The organism is Pseudomonas sp. Marseille-Q5299 (assembly GCF_943737035.1).
Taxonomy (GTDB): Bacteria; Pseudomonadota; Gammaproteobacteria; order Pseudomonadales; family Pseudomonadaceae; genus Aquipseudomonas; species Aquipseudomonas putida_E.
The window spans coordinates 381,355-400,963 of record NZ_CALSFR010000003.1 but is presented as its reverse complement, the minus strand read 5'-3'; the positions used below and the strand labels follow the sequence as shown (position 1 = coordinate 400,963).

16 protein-coding genes are annotated in these 19,609 nt (G+C 62.0%); 7 read left to right on the top strand and 9 right to left on the bottom strand.

Annotation, left to right across the window (positions count from 1 at the left end; translation table 11 throughout):
* Window positions 1-90 precede the first annotated feature (90 nt).
* Window positions 91-1,155: a uroporphyrinogen decarboxylase gene (hemE, locus tag NGJ21_RS10460; protein WP_251962080.1), complete on the top strand. Its 1,065-nt coding sequence runs from the start codon at window positions 91-93 to the stop codon at window positions 1,153-1,155.
* A 208-nt stretch (window positions 1,156-1,363) separates the two neighbouring features.
* A complete protein-coding gene (locus tag NGJ21_RS10455) occupies window positions 1,364-1,711 on the top strand; it encodes a YgiW/YdeI family stress tolerance OB fold protein (RefSeq protein WP_251962079.1) in 348 nt (115 codons plus the stop codon).
* A 118-nt stretch (window positions 1,712-1,829) separates the two neighbouring features.
* Here the strand turns inward: NGJ21_RS10455 and NGJ21_RS10450 are convergent, their stop codons facing one another.
* A complete protein-coding gene (locus tag NGJ21_RS10450) occupies window positions 1,830-3,074 on the bottom strand; it encodes an MFS transporter (protein WP_161871625.1) in 1,245 nt (414 codons plus the stop codon).
* A 108-nt stretch (window positions 3,075-3,182) separates the two neighbouring features.
* Between NGJ21_RS10450 and NGJ21_RS10445 the strand changes: the two genes are divergently transcribed.
* The 4 genes from NGJ21_RS10445 (at window position 3,183) to NGJ21_RS10430 (ending at window position 5,666) form a co-directional block, all read left to right on the top strand.
* Window positions 3,183-4,082 (top strand): LysR family transcriptional regulator, encoded by a 900-nt coding sequence (locus NGJ21_RS10445; protein ID WP_251962078.1) that lies wholly within the window; start codon window positions 3,183-3,185, stop codon window positions 4,080-4,082.
* A 90-nt stretch (window positions 4,083-4,172) separates the two neighbouring features.
* Window positions 4,173-4,946: a ParA family protein gene (locus NGJ21_RS10440; RefSeq protein WP_115273382.1), complete on the top strand. Its 774-nt coding sequence runs from the start codon at window positions 4,173-4,175 to the stop codon at window positions 4,944-4,946.
* Between the two features lie 65 nt (window positions 4,947-5,011).
* On the top strand, window positions 5,012-5,320 hold the full coding sequence (locus tag NGJ21_RS10435; protein WP_046784973.1) for a type II toxin-antitoxin system HigB family toxin: 309 nt from the start codon (window positions 5,012-5,014) through the stop codon (window positions 5,318-5,320).
* On the top strand, window positions 5,310-5,666 hold the full coding sequence (locus NGJ21_RS10430) for a helix-turn-helix domain-containing protein (RefSeq protein ID WP_046784974.1): 357 nt from the start codon (window positions 5,310-5,312) through the stop codon (window positions 5,664-5,666). The genes NGJ21_RS10435 and NGJ21_RS10430 overlap by 11 nt, the downstream gene beginning before the upstream one ends.
* A 3-nt stretch (window positions 5,667-5,669) precedes the next feature.
* Here the strand turns inward: NGJ21_RS10430 and trxC are convergent, their stop codons facing one another.
* The 8 genes from trxC to NGJ21_RS10390 all read right to left on the bottom strand — a co-directional run bounded on the left by trxC (window position 5,670) and on the right by NGJ21_RS10390 (window position 17,392).
* On the bottom strand, window positions 5,670-6,104 hold the full coding sequence (trxC, locus tag NGJ21_RS10425) for a thioredoxin TrxC (protein ID WP_115273383.1): 435 nt from the start codon (window positions 6,102-6,104) through the stop codon (window positions 5,670-5,672).
* A gap of 46 nt (window positions 6,105-6,150) precedes the next feature.
* Window positions 6,151-7,611, bottom strand: a complete 1,461-nt coding sequence (selO, locus tag NGJ21_RS10420; RefSeq protein ID WP_046784976.1) for a protein adenylyltransferase SelO — start codon at window positions 7,609-7,611, stop codon at window positions 6,151-6,153.
* Between the two features lie 170 nt (window positions 7,612-7,781).
* Window positions 7,782-11,090, bottom strand: a complete 3,309-nt coding sequence (mscK, locus tag NGJ21_RS10415; protein WP_251962077.1) for a mechanosensitive channel MscK — start codon at window positions 11,088-11,090, stop codon at window positions 7,782-7,784.
* Window positions 11,091-11,125: 35 nt separating this feature from the next.
* Window positions 11,126-12,868 carry a potassium/proton antiporter gene (locus NGJ21_RS10410; RefSeq protein WP_115273385.1) on the bottom strand — a complete coding sequence of 581 codons (1,743 nt, stop codon included), beginning with the start codon at window positions 12,866-12,868 and terminating at the stop codon, window positions 11,126-11,128.
* 186 nt (window positions 12,869-13,054) lie between these two features.
* A complete protein-coding gene (betA, locus tag NGJ21_RS10405; protein WP_251962076.1) occupies window positions 13,055-14,746 on the bottom strand; it encodes a choline dehydrogenase in 1,692 nt (563 codons plus the stop codon).
* A gap of 158 nt (window positions 14,747-14,904) precedes the next feature.
* On the bottom strand, window positions 14,905-16,377 hold the full coding sequence (gene betB / locus NGJ21_RS10400; protein ID WP_046784980.1) for a betaine-aldehyde dehydrogenase: 1,473 nt from the start codon (window positions 16,375-16,377) through the stop codon (window positions 14,905-14,907).
* A gap of 38 nt (window positions 16,378-16,415) precedes the next feature.
* Window positions 16,416-17,072 carry a transcriptional regulator BetI gene (gene betI / locus NGJ21_RS10395; RefSeq protein WP_039601898.1) on the bottom strand — a complete coding sequence of 219 codons (657 nt, stop codon included), beginning with the start codon at window positions 17,070-17,072 and terminating at the stop codon, window positions 16,416-16,418.
* 86 nt (window positions 17,073-17,158) lie between these two features.
* Complete coding sequence (locus tag NGJ21_RS10390; protein ID WP_125923652.1) at window positions 17,159-17,392, bottom strand: hypothetical protein; 234 nt, start codon at window positions 17,390-17,392, stop codon at window positions 17,159-17,161.
* Between the two features lie 214 nt (window positions 17,393-17,606).
* Between NGJ21_RS10390 and NGJ21_RS10385 the strand changes: the two genes are divergently transcribed.
* On the top strand, window positions 17,607-19,553 hold the full coding sequence (locus NGJ21_RS10385) for a BCCT family transporter (protein WP_237859345.1): 1,947 nt from the start codon (window positions 17,607-17,609) through the stop codon (window positions 19,551-19,553).
* The last annotated feature ends 56 nt before the right edge of the window (window positions 19,554-19,609 follow it).

Here is a 19,609-nt window from a genome sequence, read left to right as displayed (position 1 = left end):
CGGCACCCAATAGACAAAACGCATGGTCTCAACCGTGCCTTTTGCGCTGGCGTCTGAGAAAATGCCCGCACTTTTTTGCCGGATGCCGACATGACTGCCCTGAAGAACGATCGTTTCCTGCGTGCACTGCTCAAGCAACCCGTAGACGTCACCCCTGTATGGATGATGCGCCAGGCCGGCCGTTACCTGCCGGAATACCGCGCCAGCCGCGCCAAGGCCGGTGACTTCATGAGCCTGTGCATGAACCCGCAGTTCGCCTGCGAGGTCACCCTGCAGCCGCTGGAGCGCTACCCGCTTGACGCAGCGATCCTGTTCTCGGACATCCTCACCATTCCCGATGCCATGGGCCTGGGCCTGTACTTCGAGACCGGCGAAGGTCCGCGCTTCAAGAAGGTCATCAGCACCCCGGCCGACATCGAAGCCCTGCCAATCCCTGATCCGCAGAAAGACCTCGGCTACGTGATGGATGCCGTCAGTACCATTCGGCGCGAGCTCAACGGCCGTGTGCCGCTGATCGGTTTCTCCGGCAGCCCGTGGACCTTGGCCACCTACATGGTCGAAGGTGGTTCGTCCAAAGACTTCCGCAAGACCAAGGCGATGGCCTACGACAACCCGCAAGCCCTGCACCTGCTGCTGGACAAGCTGGCACAGTCGGTCACCAGCTACCTCAACGGGCAGATCCTGGCCGGCGCCCAAGCCGTGCAGATCTTCGACACCTGGGGCGGCAACCTGTCGGCGGCGGCGTATCAGGAGTTCTCCCTGGCCTACATGCGCAAGATCGTCAGCGGCCTGATCCGTGAGCACGATGGGCGCAAGGTGCCAGTAATCCTGTTCACCAAGAACGGCGGCCTGTGGCTGGAGAGCATCGCCGAAGCCGGCGCTGATGCCCTGGGCCTGGACTGGACCTGCGAGATCGGCGACGCCCGCCGCCGCGTTGGCGACAAGGTCGCCCTGCAAGGCAACATGGACCCGACCGTGCTGTACGCCAAGCCTGAGGCCATTCGCAACGAAGTGGCACGGATCCTGGCGAGCTATGGCAAGGGTAGCGGCCATGTGTTCAACCTGGGTCACGGCATTACGCCGGAGGTCGACCCGGAGCATGCAGGTGTGTTCATCAACGCCGTGCATGAGCTGTCGGCGCAGTATCACCAGTGATCTGAATGGCAGTCAGTCAAGCGATTTGGGGCCGCTTTGCGGCCCATCGCCGGCAAGCCGGCTCCCACAGGTACGGCGCACAGCTCAACAACTGCGCGGTCCTTGTAGGAGCCGGCTTGCCGGCGGGCCGTTTTTTGTTGCATTAAGTTTTAATTCAGCGATTGTCGCTAATCTGGTCCCATCGAAACCGAAACAGGACCCGATCCTCATGAAAGCTCGTTACTTCGCTCTGATTCTCGCCCCCTTGTTCAGTACCGCTGTCTTGGCCGCCGGCTATACCGGCCCGGGCGCCCAGTCGGTGACTACCGTCGCTGCTGCCAATGACGCAGCCGATGACACCCCCGTGGTGCTGCAGGGTTATGTCACCAAGAAGATCAACAACGACGACAAGTACGAATTCAAGGACAACACCGGCACCATCACCGTTGAGATCGACGATGAAGACCTGCCGCCGACGCCGTTCAACGACAAGACCAAGGTCAAGCTGACCGGCGAGGTGGAAAAGCACCTGATGAGCCGTGAAGTGGATGTGGATATTGTCGAGATCGTGAACTGATCTGAAGCCCCAATCGCCGGCAAGCCGGCCCCCACAGGTATCCCACTGCCCTTGAATACAGTGGTTTACCTGTGGGGGCCGGCTTGCCGGCGATTGGGCTGCACAGAGCAGCCCTGTTTCAGGCAGCCTTGGGCGCCAGCTTGCTAAGGTGCAACGCCACCAGCAACGCCACCGCCAGGAGGCTGCCGATGAACAGCCCGATGCCACTCCAGCCCCATTGGTGCCAGAACACCCCGCCTGCCGTCCCCGCCACACTCGACCCCGCGTAATAGCAGAACAGGTACAGCGAAGACGCCTGGCCCTTGGCCTTCAGCGCTCGGCGGCCGATCCAGCTGCTGGCCACCGAATGCGCTCCGAAGAAGCCGAAGGTAAAGATCAGCATGCCGACGATAATCATCACCAGTGGGTTGGCCAATGTCATCAACAGCCCGCCCGCCATGACCAGAATGCTCGCCCAGAACACCCGGCGGCGCCCAAGTTTATCTGCCAGCGCACCCACTTGTGCCGAGCTGTAGATACCCGACAGATAGACCACCGAGAGCAAACCGACCAGCGCCTGGTTCATGTGATACGGCTCGGCGAGCAGCCGATAGCCTATGTAGTTGAACAGGGTGACGAATGCGCCCATCAACAGGAAGGCTTCGAGGAACAGCCAGGGCAGACCCGCGTCCTTGAAGTGCATGACGAAGCCATCCAGCAGGCTGCGCGGTTTGAGCGTCTGCGCCCTGAAATTGCGCGATTCGGGCAGCACCTTCCAGAACACCAGCGCTGCGATCAGGGCCAAACCACCGATGGTCAGCATTGCCGTGTGCCAGCTGACGAAGTCGATCAGCACGCCGGTGATCAGCCGACCGCTCATGCCGCCGATGGCATTGCCACCGATATACAAGCCCATGGCCAGGCCGATGTGCTGCGGGTGGATTTCTTCACTCAGGTAGGTCATCGCCACAGCTGCCAGGCCGCTCAGCGACAGGCCGACCAGCGCCCGCGTGGCGAGTACGCCTTCCCAGGTCGGCATCACTGCGCTGACCATGGTCGATAACGCGGCGCAGAGCAGCGCGAATACCATCACCGGCTTGCGCCCGATGCGGTCGGAAATCGGCCCGGTGATCAGCAGGCCGAACGCCAGCATGCCGGTCGACACCGACAGTACCAGGCTGCTCTGCGCGGCATTGATCGAAAACTCCTGCGACAGCAGCGGCATCATCGGCTGCACGCAATACAGCAGGGCGAAGGTCGCGAAGCCGCCGCTGAACAGGGCCAATACGGTCTTCATGAAGGCAGGGGTGCCTTTCTCGATCCAGATTTCGTTCAGCGGGGCAGGCTCGGGGTCGGCAGGAAGGGGGGCTACAGCAGTTTTCACGGGCGGGTACCTCTGGCGCAATGGAAAAAGCATATAGCTGCCTAATGATTAGATCCAATATATTGTTCGACCTATTTAAGACGTTTTGCGACTTGTTCTGGAGGCCCCATGGAACTGCGCCACCTGCGTTACTTCATTGCCGTTGCCGAAGAGCTGCACTTCGGGCGGGCGGCCCAGCAGTTGGGCATTTCTCAGCCACCTCTGAGCCAACAGATCCAGGCCCTTGAACAGGAACTGGGCGCGCGCCTGTTCGAACGTACCAATCGTCGGGTCGAGCTTAGTGAGGCCGGGCGGTTGTTCCTCGATGAAGCCCGTCAGGTACTTGCGCAGGTAGAGAAGGCGGCCGATGTTGCGCGCCGTGCACAACTGGGTGAGCTGGGTGAAATGAAGATCGGCTTTACCTCGTCGGCGCCTTTTACCTCGAAGATTCCCAAGGCGATTCATGCCTTCCGCCAGCGCTTCCCAGCGGTGCACCTGAACCTCAAGGAAATGAGCAGCCGCGATGTCGCCGAAGGGGTGTTCGACGAGTCCATCGAGGTCGGGCTGATGCGGCCCATGCCCTTGCCGGAAGGGCTGGTGGCCACCGAACTGTTTCGCGAACCGCTGGTGGCGGTGATCAATGCCTCACATGCGCTGGCCGAAGGGACCGAGCACGGTGTGCACATGGCGGCGCTGGCCCATGAACCGTTCGTGTTCTTCCCGCGCAGTTACGGCAGTGGATTGCACGCCCAGTTGCTGAGCCTGGCGCGACAGGCGGGTTTCAATCCGCATTTTGCTCAGGAAGCAGGGGAAGCCATGACCATCATTGGGCTGGTGTCGGCGGGCCTTGGGGTGTCGATTTTGCCTGCTTCCTTTCAGCGCATGCGCATCGAGGGCGTTGTGTACCGAACGCTTCTGGATGAAGACGCCACCTCTGCTGTATGGCTGGTCCAGCGCCAACATGGCGGATCGGCAATGGCCAAGGCCTTTGCCGCATTGCTGACGGGCGTAACCGCAGGGGGCAATTGAACCCTTGCCATCGGCGTCGGGCAATTGGCGCTGGCCAATGCCGCTGCGCCGCCACATACTCGGGCATTCGTTGATACACGGAGGTCTCTCATGCGGCGCGTGGTGTTCAATCAGAAAGGTGGTGTGGGCAAGTCGAGCATCGCTTGCAATCTGGCGGCGGTCAGCGCCAGTGAAGGTTATCGGACCCTGCTGATCGACCTGGATGCCCAGGCCAACTCGACTCAGTACCTGACCGGCCTTACCGGCGAAGACATTCCGATGGGCATCGCCGACTTCTTCAAGCAAAGCCTCTCCAGCGGGCCGTTCAGCAAGAAGAACAAGGTCGATATCTACGAAACCCCGTTCGACAACCTGCATGTGATCACCGCCACGTCAGAGCTGGCCGATTTGCAGCCCAAGCTTGAGGCCAAGCACAAGATCAACAAGCTGCGTAAGTTGCTCGACGAGCTCGACGAGGATTACGAGCGGATCTACATCGATACCCCGCCTGCACTCAACTTCTATGCGGTATCGGCGCTGATTGCGGCAGACCGTGTGCTGATCCCGTTCGACTGCGACAGTTTTTCGCGCCAGGCGCTGTATGGGCTGCTGGCCGAGATAGAAGAGTTGAAGGATGACCACAACGAAGAGCTGGTGGTCGAAGGCATTGTCGTCAATCAGTTCCAGTCCCGCGCCAGCCTGCCCCAGCAGATGCTCGACGAACTGCTGGCCGAAGGCCTGCCGGTATTGCCGGTATACCTGAGCAGTTCGGTGAAGATGCGCGAGTCGCACCACGCCAGTTTACCGCTGATCCACCTGGAGCCACGGCACAAGCTGACCCAGCAGTTTGTCGAGCTGCATGACTTGCTTGAGCGCACCGCGTGAAATGCTCATCCTTGCGCGAGGAGTAGATAAGCGCTAGCATCTCCCAAAACGGGAGATCTGCTTGGATGCGCGTCATTGCCAAAAGTACATTGGTGAAATTCTGGGAGTTACCAGGGCATGAAGATGCCAAGGCACCGTTGGAGAGTTGGCACGATATGGCACAAAAAGCCACATGGCGAACACCGCAAGAGGTGAAAAGCCAGATTGGCAGCGCTAGCATATGTGGCAACAACCGCGTGGTCTTCAACATCGGAGGCAATAAATACCGGCTAGTGGTTGAAATGCAGTATCGAGCTGGTATTGCCTGGGTGAAATTCGTCGGAACGCACAAGCGATATGACGAAATTGACGTGGAGACGATCAGTGAATATTAAGCCAATCCGCAATGACGACGACCTTAAAGCCGCATTTCTGCGACTGGAATCCATTTATCAAGCACAAGCCGGTACGCCCGATGCTGATGAAATGGAAGTTCTTGTGACATTGATTGAGGTGTACGAAAACAAGCACTACCCCATTCAGCCCGCAGACCCAATCGAGGCTATCAAATTCTGCATGGACCAGCAGGGGTTGACAGCGCGGGACCTGGAGCCTTACATCGGCCCAAGCGGTCGCGTATCTGAAGTCTTGAACGGGAAGCGCAGGCTAAGTCTGTCCATGATCAAACGGCTTCACGATGGCCTCCGTATTCCCTATGAATCCCTACTGGCGAACGCTTGAGGCTTAAACCCCTTGGCTGCGTAGCCACTCCAGCAACGACTGCAGTGGAAACGCGCCGGCCTGGCGGCTGACTTCGCGGCCGTTCTTGAACAGGATCAGGCTGGGAATCGAACGGATACCCAACTGGCCCGCAAGGTTGCGGTTGGCTTCACTGTCGAGCTTGGCCAGGCGGCAGCGGCCGGTAAGCTGGCGGGCGGCCTGTTCGAAAGTGGGGGCGAAGGACTTGCACGGGCCGCACCAGTCGGCCCAGACGTCGATCAGCAGCGGCAGGTCGCCTTTGATCTGGCTGGCATAGTTGCGTTCGTTGAGCTCGAACGGCTGGCTCAACAGCACATCCTGTTTGCAGCGGCCGCATTTCGGCGCATCGCCCAGGCGGGATGAAGGCAGGCGGTTGAGGCCGTCGCAGTGGGGGCAGGGCACTAGCAGTGAGTCGGACATGTCGTTTCCTTGTGGTGTTTGTTCGGACGCTATCGCCGGCCAGCCATCAGGAGGAGCAGCTGATTTCCAGGTGTTTGCCCCACGCGGGCGGTCGCTCGGCGTAGGCCTGCATTCCGGCTTGCTCCTCGAAAGGCGTGCTCAACACCTGATGCAGCCGCCGCACTTCACTGTAGTCACCGGCCTCGGCGGCTTCGATGGCTTTTTGCGCCAGGTAGTTGCGCAGTACGTACAGCGGGTTCACCGCATGCATGCGCTCGCGGCGCCCATCGCCATTACCGGCTTCACGCTCACAGCGGGCCAGATAGTCCGCGCCCCAGGCATCGAAACCTGCCAGGTCGATGAAATCGTCGCGTACGCCCTTGAGTGCCTCGGCCACCGGTTGATCGCCCAGCCTGCGGAAGAACAGGTTGTAGTCCACACCCCCGCTCTGCATGCGTTGCAGCAGGCGCTCGACCAGCGCCATGTCGTCGTCCTCGGCCGTGGTCAGGCCCAGGCGTCGGCGCATCAGGTCCAGGTAATGTGCCTGGTACAGTGGCAGGAACAACCCCAATGCCTCCTTTAAAGGCTCGACCTCGATCACGGTGGTCAGGGCCTGGGCCAGCGCGCTGAGGTTCCAGTGGGCGATCGGTACCTGGTTGGCATAGCTGTAGCGGCCACGATCATCGGAATGGTTGCAGATGAAGTTGGCGTCGAAGTCGTCAAGGAAGGCATAGGGGCCAAAATCGAAGGTGATGCCCAGGATCGACATGTTGTCGGTGTTCATCACCCCATGACAGAAGCCGTACGCCTGCCAGTGAGCAATCAGTTCGGCGTTACGCTCGACGATGGTGCGGAACATGGCCAGGTAGGGTTGTTCGGCCTCACGGCATTCGGGGTAGTGCTGTTCCAGCACATGATCGATCAGTACCCGCTGCTGTTCCGGTTGCTTGGTGTAGTAGAAATATTCGAAGTGGCCGAAGCGCACGTGGCTCTGCGCCAGGCGCGTGAGCATGGCCGCACTTTCGCGTGTTTCGCGCCATACCGGGGTGCTGGAGCCAATCACGCACAGTGCCCGGCTGGTGGCGATACCCAAGGCGTGCAGGGCCTCGGATGCGAGAAACTCGCGGATGGAGGAACGCAGCACGGCGCGGCCGTCGCCCATGCGCGAGTAGGGCGTCTGCCCAGCACCCTTGAGGTGCAGGTCCCAGTGCTCGCCGGCGTCGTTGACCACCTCGGCCAGCAGCAGGCCGCGGCCATCGCCCAGGCGCGGGTTATACGAGCCGAACTGGTGGCCGGAATAGACCATCGCCCGCGGGTCGGCCTCTTCCCAGAGCTTTTGGCCGCTGAACACTTCGGCGAACAAGGGCAAATCGGCTTGGGCCGGGTCGAGGTCGAGCAAGGCCATGGCTGACTCGCTTGCCACCACCAGGCGAGGCTCTGCGATGGGCTCGGGCAAAACCTGAGTGGAGAACGCATCGCCCAGGCGGGCGAAGCGGTTGTCGAAGGTGAGTTGGTCGAGGGCTTTCACGGGCTGCTCCTGGGGATCGGTGCCAAGGGGCCGCTTTGCGGCCCAATCGCCGGCAAGCCGGCTCCCACATGACTATCGCAGCGGCGCGGACCCTGTGGGAGCCGGCTTGCCGGCGATCGAGGGCGCAGCCCTCGTATGTATTTTGGGTGTTCAAGCGCTACGGCGTCTACTCACACTGGTTGAGTGCCATCCGGTTTCGGTTGCTCCACCGGTATCAGCTGCTGCTTGCCGCCCTGCATGTCCATCAGGTACACCTCGACCTGGCGAACAGAGATCTTGATGTTGTGCGCTTTGAACTCGCGATTGATAAAGCGGTTGATCTCGTCCAGCGTCGGGTTGCGGTCGCCCAGGTCCCGTACATGCATGCGCAGTTCGTGGTCCAGCGAGCTTTCGCCGAAATTGAGGAAGTACACGAGCGGCTCCGGGTCCTTGAGCACCCGTGGATTCTCGTGGGCGCCCTTGAGCAGCAGCTCGCGCACCAGGTCCAGGTCGGAGCCATAGTCGATGCCCAGTTTCAGCGTGACGCGGGTGACCGTGTCGGTCAGCGACCAGTTGATCAGCTGGCCGGTGATGAAGGTCTTGTTGGGGACGATGATGTCCTTGCGGTCGAAGTCGGTGATGGTGGTGGCGCGGATACGGATCTTGCTCACGGTGCCGGACAGGTTGCCGATGGTGATGGTGTCGCCGATGCGCACCGGGCGCTCGAACAGGATCATGATGCCGGAGATGAAGTTGGCGAATATCTCCTGCATGCCGAAGCCCAGGCCGACCGACAGGGCTGCCACCAGCCACTGCAACTTGTCCCAGCTTACGCCGAGGGTCGACAGGGTACTGACGATGCCTATACCGACGATGGTGTACGACAGCAGCGTGGTGGTGGCATAGGCGCTGCCCTGGGCCAGGTTCAGCCGCGACAGCACCAGCACCTCCAGCAGGCCCGGCAAGTTACCGGCCAGGGCGAAGGTGATGCCGACGATCACCAGCGCGCCGAGTAGGTCGCCGAGGCTGATCGGCACCATGCTGGCGGCCGTGCCGGTGCCGCTGGTGTATTCGTACAGGGTGAAGTTGTTGAGGTAGGCGAACACCGTGATCAAGTCGGCCCACACCCAGTACAAGCCGGCAATGAAGCCACCGAGCAAGGCCAGGCGGATCAGGCGCAACGACTGCTGGTTGACCTGCTCGATGTCCAGTGTCGGCTCTTCGGTGATGACTTCGCCATCCAGCCCTTCCTTGGCGGCCGCACGCTTGCTCAGGGCACGCTGGTAGGCCAGGCGTCGCGCGGCAACCGACAGGCCGCGTACGAAGGCGGCCTCGATCACCAGCCAGAACATCAGCAGATAAAGGGTGTAGATCAACCGGTCGGTGAGTTTGAGTGCGGTGTAGTAATAACCAAAGCAGACTGCCACGAACAAGGCGATCGGCAAGGCCGTGAAGGCCAGCCCGACGGCCCTGCGGAACAGCGAGGCGTCGCGGTGCGCGGGGCTGCTCAGCAACAGGCGGCTGAGCAGCCAGGCCATCAGTGCATAACAGGTCAGCACTACCCCGATGCCCAGCACGTCGTCGGCCAGTGCCGACGGCTGGTGCTCGGCCACCGCCACGACGCCGACCAGCGCCAGCACCACGGTGCCCAGCCTGCGCACCCAGCCGCGCAGGAACTCGACTTGCGGCTTGTGCCAGCGGAAGTGGACTTCCGCCACCCCGCCCGGGGCGAGTATGCGGTAGGCGGTGTAGAACACCAGCCAGGCCTGGGCCAGTTGCCAGAGCGCGGAGCCAAGGTTGGCGTTCTGCCCGCGGGCGTCGATCTGCAGGGCATAGCTGCACAGGGCAAGGCCCAGGCTCACTGGCATCGCCAGGAGGATGTTGATCAGGATCGCCTGGGGCGTATGCCACTGGCTGTCACGGCGAAAATGGCCGATGTCCTGGTGCACCTTGCTCAGCCGCTGGTACAGGTATTTGCGGCGCCACAGCAAGGCGCCGATCACCAGCAGTAGCGGCAGGAACAACAATGGGCGCTGGCTCAGCCCGTCGCCCAGCTCCTTCAGGCCAGACCCCCAAGGCACGTCGGCGACCTGCTTGGCAAAGCGCTCCGGAACAGACTTCAACCAGTCCCAGTCCAGCGGCTTGTTGCTCGGGATCCAGAACATCTGTTCGTCGAGCGTGGTGCGCAGGCCTTGCGCAGTGCTGAGCAGCTGCTTCTGGTTGAGCTGCAGGGTGATCGATTCGTTGAGCAGCGCCGACAGTTCTCGGTTCAGGCGTTCGAGCAGGTCGCTGCGGGTGATCGCCACTTCCAGCAGGGCTTTGCGCAGGGCCGGGGTGACGTCTTCCTGCGGCTGGTTGGCCAGCAGCTTGTCGACGTAGGTCACGGGGCTGCTCATCTGCTCGCGCTGCTGGTTGATCTCGAACTGGTACAGGCGGATGTCGGCGATCTGGTCGGCCAGGTCACGGTCGAGCTTCAGGTGCGGCAGGGCCTGTTTCTGCTTGTAGAGGATCTTTGACAGCAGCAGGCTGCCCTTGAGCACGCTGATCTGCTCGTCCAGGGCCTGGTCGGCCTGGGTCAGGCTGTCGAGCTGCTGCTTGGTGCGCAGGTTCTGCTGGGTCAGCTCGTTAAGGCGGTCGGTGCTCTTGAGCAGGTAGTCGGAAAGCTTGAGGTTGGCTGCGCTTTCGCTGGCCAGCAGGCTGCTGCCGCCAGCCTTCTGCGCTTCGATCGACTGCTGGGTGACGGTTTGCTGGGATTGGGCCAGACGCTTCTCATTGATCAGCGTCTGCAGGTCCTGGATTTCCTGTTCCAGGCGTGCGGTGCGTTCAATCAGCAGGTCGTGGCGGGCGTTGCCCAGGTCTTGCAGCAGGCCGTTGCCGGCCAGCTCCTGGCGGCGCAGCAGGGTCACGGCGTTGAGCGAGGCCAGTTCGGCATTGAGCTGGTTACGCTGGTCGGCATTGATTGATTTGCCGCCATCCTTGCCGCTCTTGAGGATAGTGTTGATCTGCTGGCTGCGGCTCTGGTTGTTGCTGATCTCAGCCTGAGCGCGCTCGGGGCGGGTCTGCGAATTGATGATCAGGCTGTTGGCGTCGGACAGCGCTTTTTGCAGCTCGCCCTGCAGGGTGTTGCGTTCGCTGAGCATCTGTTCGAGTTGCGGCACGCTAAGGCTGGCGTAGCGCTGGGCCACCGGTTGTGGCTTGCTGGCCTTGAGCTTGGCCAGTTCTTTCTGGCTGTCGCTGGTCTCTTTGGGGGCGCCAGCCAGCTGTTGCTTGAGCGCGGCAAGCTTCTTCTCGCTGTCTTCCTTGTTGGCAAGCAGGCTCAGGGTTTGTTCGAGCACCTGCTGCAAGGCCTTCTGATCGGCCTCGGGCAGCTTGCGTTCGGCGATCTTGTCGAGGCTGTTCTGGATACTGGCAGCGCTCGGGGCTTCGGCCGCAGCAGCGGCGAACGGCAGGGACAGGCACAGCCCGAGCAGGGCTGTGCGAAGGTACACGCGCAGGGACATAGGCAGACTACTTGTGGATCATGCAGAAACGAAGTTTAGAGGAACAATCCTGGTCCGGGTCGCGTTCCTTCGGGGAATCTGACGCCCACTTTCTGGATCTTGTTCCCGTCCATGGTCGCCACCGTCCAGATCGTGCCGTGCCATTCGACCTGATCGCCCACTACTGGAGCGCCCCCGACCTTCTGTCGGATGAACTGCGCCAGCGGCATTTTTGCGTCCAGGCCGTCGAGTTTCAGGCCGTAAAGGGCTGCCACCGCGCCCAGCTCGGCATCGCCTTCGAGCACGAAGTCGCCGAAGAAGCGCAGGTCCAGGCCGCGTTGCGGGGCTTGGCTGAACAGTTTGCCCAGTGCTGGCAGGTTGTGTTCGTGGCCGATCACGCAAAGCATGTCGCCGACTTCGAGCACGGTACTGCCGGAGGGGTGCAATAGCTGTTCGCCACGGAACAGCGCGGCGATGCGGGTGCCCTCGGGCATCTTCAGTTCGCGCAGGGCGGCACCGATGCACCACTTTTCCGCACCCAGGCGATAGACGAACAACTCCCACTCGCTGGTGATGTGCACCTCGAGCGCAGACCGCGAGATCGGTGCCGGGTCCGGTGGTACCGTGACTTTCAGCAGTTTGGCCATCCACGGCAGGCTGGTGCCCTGCACCAGCAGCGATACCAGCACGATGAAGAACGCCAGGTTGAAGAACAGCTGCGCGTCAGGCAACCCGGCCATCAGCGGAAACACCGCGAGGATGATGGGGACCGCGCCGCGCAGGCCGACCCAGGAAATGAAGGCTTTCTCGCGGCCATGGAAGGCCTTGAACGGCAGCAGTGCGGCAACCACCGACAGCGGCCGCGCGATCAGGATCATCCACAGCGCCAGGCCCAGTGCGGGCAGGGCGATCGGCAGCAGGTCATGTGGCGTGACCAGCAGCCCCAGCACCAGGAACATGCCGATCTGGGCGAGCCAGGCCATGCCGTCGAGCATGTGCAGGATGCCGTGGCGGCTGCGGATCGGCTTGTTGCCCAGCACCAGGCCGCACAGGTAAACGGCAAGGAAGCCGCTGCCGTGCAGGGCGTTGGTCAGCGAGAACACCGCCAGCCCGCCAGCGATGACCAGAATAGGGTACAGGCCACCGGCCAGGTTGATCCGGTTGACCAGTTGCAGCATCAGCCAGCCACCGCCCAGGCCCAGCAGGCCACCGATGCCGAACTCGCGCAGCAAGTGCCCCAGCAGGCTCCAGTGCAGCCCGGTCTGGCCGCTGGCGATCATGTCGATCAGGGTGACGGTGAGGAAGACGGCCATGGGGTCGTTGCTGCCCGATTCGATCTCCAGCGTGGCCGTGACCCGTTCGTTCAGGCCTTTGCCCCCGAGCAGCGAGAACACCGCTGCGGCGTCGGTGGAACCGACGATGGCGCCGATCAGCAGGCCCTGGATGAGGCTGAGGTCAAACAGCCAGGCCGCGACCAGGCCGGTGAGGGCAGTGGTGATCATCACGCCGATGGTGGCCAGCGACAATGCCGGCCACAAGGCCACGCGGAAGCTCGCTACCCGCGTGCGCAGGCCGCCGTCGAGCAGGATCACCGCCAGTGCCAGGTTGCCCACCAGGTAGGCGGTCGGGTAGTTGTTGAAGATGATGCCGCCACCGTCCACGCCTGCGAGCATGCCGACCGCGAGGATGATGACCAGGATTGGAATGCCAAGGCGCGACGACAGCGAGCTGACCAGGATACTTGCGCCCACCAGCAATGCGCCGATCAGGAACAGGCTGTTGATGGTGCTTGCATCCAAAGGCAGGTACTCCGGGATAACGCGGGGAAGAGGACTCGATAGCTTTGAAGAACTAGCAGGTCGCGTGCCAATCGATTCTAACCTGATGAATTGGCAGCATGTAAAGCGTTTCTGCAGATGTAGAAAAGGCACCGCGGTGGGTGCCTTTTCTTGTGTTGCCTATGCCGGCGATGAGGCCGGTGCAGGTCAGGCCTGCTTCACTTCACGCATTGGCTTGCCTTTTACCGGGGCGCCGTTGGCCACGTAGTACTTGGCAGTGCTGCGAGGCAGCGGCTTGCGGTTGCGGATCTTGTCCGAGATTTTCTCGGCGATCATGATCGTGGTGGCGTTGAGGTTGCCGGTGATGATGATCGGCATGATCGACGCATCCACCACGCGCAGGCCCTGCATGCCGTGCACGCGGCCTTCGCCATCGACCACCGCCATGTCGTCGGTACCCATCTTGCACGAGCAGGACGGGTGGAAGGCGGTTTCGGCGTGCTCGCGGATGAACTTGTCCAGCTCTTCGTCCGTCTGCACGTGCGCGCCCGGGCTGATCTCGCGGCCACGGTACGGGTCCAGCGCTGGCTGGGCCATGATCTCGCGAGTCAGGCGGATACCGTCACGGAACTCCTGCCAGTCCTGCTCGGTGGCCATGTAGTTGAACAGGATGCTCGGGTGCTGGCGAGGGTCCTTGGACTTGACCTGGACGCGGCCACGGCTAGGCGAACGCATCGAGCCCATATGTGCCTGGAAACCGTGTTCCTTCACGCCGTTGGAACCGTTGTAGTTAATCGCGACAGGCAGGAAGTGGTACTGAATGTTCGGCCATTCGAACTCAGGGCGGGTACGGATGAAACCGCCTGCCTCGAACTGGTTGCTGGCGCCGATGCCGGTGCCGTTGAACAGCCACTCGGCACCGATGGCCGGCTGGTTCCACCACAGCAGCGACGGGTACAGCGACACCGGCTGGGTGCAGGCGTACTGCAGGTAAAGCTCGAGGTGATCCTGCAGGTTCCCACCGACGCCCGGCAGGTCGTGCACGACCGGGATGTCGAGGCTTTCCAGCAGGGCGCGCGGGCCCACGCCGGAGCGCTGCAGCAATTGCGGCGAGGCGATGGCGCCAGAGCTTACGATGACTTCCTTGCGGGCGCGGGCTTCGACGCGCTCCTCGCTGTCGCCGACCAGATAGGTCACGCCAACGGCGCGCTTGCCTTCGAACAGCACGCGGTCGCTCAGGGCATGGGTGACGATGGTCAGGTTCGGGCGCTTCTTGGCCTGGTCCAGGTAACCGCGGGCGGTGCTGGAGCGGCGGCCGTTCTTGGTCACCGAACGGTCCATCGGGCCGAAGCCTTCCTGCTGGTAGCCGTTCAGGTCTTCAGTGCGCGGGTAACCGGCCTGTACGCCGGCCTCGACCATGGCGTTGAACAGCGGGTTGTTGCCGGCTTTGGGCGTGGCAACGCTGAGCGGGCCTTCACCACCGTGGTAATCGTTGGGGCCGATGTCACGGGTTTCCGCCTTGCGGAAGTACGGCAGGCAGTCCAGGTAAGCCCAGTCTTCCAGGCCCGGCAGTTTTGCCCAGCCGTCGAAGTCCAGGGCGTTACCGCGGATGTAGCACATGCCGTTGATCAGCGAGGAACCACCCAGGCCCTTGCCGCGGCCACATTCCATGCGGCGGCCGTCCATGTGCGGCTCCGGGTCGGTCTCGTAGGCCCAGTTGTAGCGACGGCCTTGGAGCGGGAATGCCAGGGCGGCCGGCATCTGGGTGCGGAAGTCGAGGCGGTAGTCGGGGCCACCGGCTTCGAGCAGCAGGACGGTGACGCTGGCGTCTTCGGTCAGGCGAGTGGCCAGGGTGTTACCGGCCGAGCCGGCACCAACGATGATGTAATCGTATTCCATGGGCTTTCTCCTCGAAAGCAGCGGCAAGCTTCAAGCTACAAGCTGCAAAAAAACACAGCCGTGCGAAGCTCGCGAATGGATTAGGGCTGCAAGGGCCGGGGCATGATGCACCCGGCACTTACTTGCAGCTTGTTGCTCGCGGCTTGGAGCTGAGTTTCTCAGAAGACCGACGCGTAGCCGCCCAGTTCGACCTGGACCGACTTGATGCGAGTGTATTGCGCCAGCGAACTGATGCCGTTTTCACGGCCGACGCCCGACTGCTTGTAGCCACCGACCGGCATTTCGGCTGGCGATTCACCCCAGGCGTTGATCCAGCAGATGCCGGCTTCGAGCTTGTGGATGATGCGGTGGGCGCGGGTGATGTCGTTGGTGCACACGCCAGCGGCCAGGCCGTATTCGGTGTCGTTTGCGCGACGGATGACTTCTTCTTCGGTTTCGTAGGTGAGGATGCTCATCACCGGGCCGAAGATCTCTTCCTTGACGATGGTCATGTCGTCGGTGCAATCGGTGAACACGGTCGGAGCCACGAAAGCACCTTTGGCGAAATCACCTTCGGTCAGACGCTCGCCGCCGCACAGTACGCGGGCACCTTCTTGCTTGCCCTTGGCGATGTAGCCCAGCACGCTTTCCATGTGCTGGAAGCTGACCAGCGGGCCGAAGTTGGTGTTTTCGTCTTCCGGGTTGCCGGCGCGGATACGGGCAACGCGCTCGGCGATCTTGGCTTCGAAGGCCGCTTTCATCTGGGCAGGGATGAACACGCGGGTACCGTTGGTGCAGACCTGACCGGAGCTGTAGAAGTTGGCCATCATGGCGATGTCGGCGGCCTTGTCCAGGTCGGCGTCGGCGCAGATGATCAGCGGCGACTTGCCACCCAGCTCCATGGTGACTTCCTTGAGCGAGGAGCTCGAAGCGCTGGCCATGACTTTCTTGCCGGTGGTGGTGCCGCCGGTGAAGGAGACTTTCTCGATGCGCGGGTGTTCGGTCAGCCAGGTGCCGACTTCACGGCCGCTGCCGGTCAGCACGTTGAACACGCCGTCCGGCAGGCCGGCTTCGGTGTAGATCTCGGCCAGTTTCAGGGTGGTCAGCGAGGTGACTTCCGAAGGCTTGAAGATCATCGCGTTGCCGGCGGCCAGGGCTGGGGCGGACTTCCACAGGGCGATCTGGATCGGGTAGTTCCAGGCGCCGATACCGACGGTCACGCCCAGCGGCTCGCGGCGGGTGTAGACGAACGAGCTTTCGCGCAGCGGAATCTGCTCGCCTTCGATGGCCGGCACCAGGCCTGCGTAGTATTCCAGCACGTCGGCGCCAGTGACGATGTCGACGTAGCGGGTTTCGGAGTACGACTTGCCGGTGTCCAGCGTTTCCAGCATGGCCAGTTCGTCGTTGCGCTCACGCAGAATGTCGACGGCACGGCGCAGGATGCGCGAACGCTGCATGGCAGTCATTGCGGCCCAGATTTTCTGACCGCGCTCGGCGCTTTCGACGGCTTTCTCGACGTCGGCCTGAGTGGCGCGCTGCACGTGGGCGAGGACTTCGCCGGTCGCCGGGTTGATGGCTTCGAAGGTGGCGTCGCTGCCAGCGTCGACATAACCGCCGTCAATGTAGAGTTTTTGCGTTCCGAAACGGGCCATAGTGTCCTCGCAAGTGCAGTGTGTGAGTGGCTTTCGCGTCACGCTCCGGCCGGCTGGGCAAGGGCTGTGCGCGTTTTTTCAGAGGCCGGTGGTTGCGTGTCCGGGCGCTGCTGTTTAGCCAGTTGTAGTTCCAGGTATTCGTAAGCGATCTGTATCGCCTGGCCGGTGTCGAAGGCATCGCCCGACAACGCTCCGCGCAGCCACAGCCCGTCGATCAAGGCAGCCAGGCCGCGGGCGGCGGTGCGCGCTTCATCGAGCGGCATGGCGCGGCGGAACTGGCAGCACAGGTTGGAATACAGGCGGTGATCGTTGATCCGCTGCAACCTGTGCAAGGACGGCTGGTGCATGCTGGAGGCCCAGAAGGCCAGCCAGGTTTTCATTGCCGGGCCATTCACCTGGCTGGCATCGAAGTTGCCTTCGATGATCACCCTCAGGTGGGCTCGCGGGCTGTCGTCGGTCAGCGCTTGGCGACGAGCGATCACGCCCTCGTTGAGCATGTTCATGATGTAGCGCATCGTCGCCGCTATCAGGCCGTTCTTGTCCTGAAAGTAGTGACTAATAATGCCGTTCGACACACCGGCCAAACGGGCAATCAGCGCAATGCTGGCATCTCCCAGGCCGACCTGATCGACTGCTTGCAGCGTAGCTTCGATCAATTGCTGGCGGCGGATGGGTTGCATACCGACCTTGGGCATCTTGCTATCTCCTCAGGCCTGACGAGCAGACGAAGTGCGGCTGACTCGGCGAGGACCAGTCTATTTTGTTTTGATTGAACGTTCAATCAATAAAGAATAAGCTCTGCGACAATTTGTGCCATTGACAGTTTTTCAGGCTGTTTCGAGGGCACGGATTGACACCCCAGGAAATCGCGTAACCCCCGGAATACAAGGCGTTGACGGGTATGAGCGATGCGAACTGCAGATTCTGCCGAGCGGTCATCGACCTGCGGCAGGCCCTTGGAGCGGGCGGGGTGCTCTGTGACGAATGCGCGCACCAATCTGATTTGGCGAAGCATTTGCGCCGACCACCTGTCTGGTTTTTGCAACGTTTCTATCAGGGATCACGGTTTCCAAGGTGCTTTTATAACACCTGACGCAGTGGGGGTATTCCACCAATTGCTCGGGAAAAGACTGATTAGCCTCCACAGCCGCACTGCCCGGAGCATTCGTGCAATGAGTTCTGCCTCCCTTACCAAACCCCCCGCCGAGAGGGTACGGGTCAATCGCGTGGTGTTTTTCACTTCCGCGCTGATGATCCTCGTTCTGACTGCCTTGCTTATCGCTGTTCCCGAAACCGCCGGTCAGGTACTGGGCGTGGCCCAGAAGTGGCTGACGCGCACCTTCGGCTGGTACTACATGCTGGTGATCTGCGGTTACCTGCTGTTTGTCGTTTACCTGGCGTTCTCCGATTACGGCAAGCTCAAGCTTGGCGGCAAGGATGACCAGCCCGACTTCAGTTACGGCGCCTGGGCCGGCATGCTGTTTTCCTCCGGTATCGGCATCTCGCTGCTGTACTTCGGCGCCTCCGAGCCGCTGGACCACTACTTCAATCCGCCCCAGGGCACCCCTGCCAGCCTCGAGGCCGCGCGCCAGGGCCTGCAACTGACCTTCCTGCACTGGGGCCTGCATGGCTGGGCGATCTACGCCCTGGTCGGGTTGGCCGTAGGCTACTTTGCCTACCGGCACAACCAGCCGCTGGCACTGCGCTCGGCACTGTATCCGCTGGTCGGCGAGCGTTGGGTCAAGGGCGCTGCCGGCAATGCCGTGGACATCTTCGGCATGTTCGTCACCCTGCTCGGTCTGGTGACCAACCTGGGGATCGGTGCGATGCAGGTGTCTTCGGGCCTTGAATACCTGTTCGGCATGGACCACAGCCAGACCAACCTGCTGGTGGTGATTCTGGTCATGGCCGGCGTGGCTACGGTGGCTGCGGTGTCAGGTGTGGAAAACGGCATCCGCCGCCTGTCCAACCTGAACATCATGCTGTTCAGTGGTTTGCTGATCTTCGTGCTGCTGGGCGGCGAGACCCTGCACCTGCTCAACGGCCTGGTGCAGAACATCGGCGACTACCTCAATGGCATCGTGCTGAAGACTTTCGACCTTTATGTCTACGAAGGCGAGGCCGGCAACTCTGAGCGCTGGTTGGGCCTGTGGACCGTGTTCTACTGGGCGTGGTGGATCTCCTGGGGCCCGTTCGTCGGCATGTTCATTGCCCGTATCTCCAAGGGCCGTACCGTGCGCCAGCTGGTCTGCGGCGTACTGCTGATCCCGCTGGGCTTCACCCTGGCCTGGTTGTCGATCTTCGGCAATACCGCACTTGACCTGGTGATCAACCAGGGCGCCGTGGAGCTGGGCAAGACCGCGCTGGAGCAGCCGTCGATGTCGATCTACCAGCTGCTGGAGTATTTCCCAGCCGCCAAGATCGTGATCGGTGTGGCGGTGTTCGTGGGCTTCGTGCTGTTCCTCACCCCGGCCGACTCCGGTGCGGTGATGATGGCCAACCTGTCGTGCAAGGGCGGCAAGGTCGACGAAGATGCCCCGCACTGGATGGTGGTGTTCTGGTCGGTGATCATCACCCTGGTCACCATTGGCCTGCTGTTCGCCGGTAACTTCGAAGCCATGCAGACCATGGTGGTGCTGGCGGGCCTGCCCTTCTCGGTGGTGCTGGTGCTGTTCATGTTCGGCCTGTACAAGGCCATGAAGCAGGACGTTGCCGTGGAGCAGGAGCGTGCCGAGCTGGCCGCCCGTGGCCGTCGCGGTTTCACCGAGCGCCTGAGCCAGCTGGAGCTGCAGCCGACCCAGGCCGTGGTGCAGCGCTTCATGGACAAGCAGGTCAGCCCGGCCCTGAAAGAAGCAGCCGAGCAACTGCGCACCCTGGGCTTTGATGTCGAGAGCCGTGTTGGCCAGTCGCGCAACATGATGGGCCTGCGGGTGATGATGGAAGAGGGCAACCCCTTCGTTTACGAGGTGAGCCTGGACGGTTACATGGCCGCACCGAGCGATGCGCCGGTCGAGGGCGAGCCGCAGGTGCGCCAGCGCTTCTATCGCGCCGAAGTGTACCTGCACGATGGCAGCCAGGAGTACGACCTGATGGGCTTCGCGCCTGAGCAGATCGTGCGTGATGTACTCGACCAGTTCGAGAGCCATCGCCAGTTGCTGGGCCGCGTCTACAGCTGATCCGGTTAGCCCTTGGGCGGCCGGATGCCGGCCGCCCAACGGCTCCAGCTTTATGT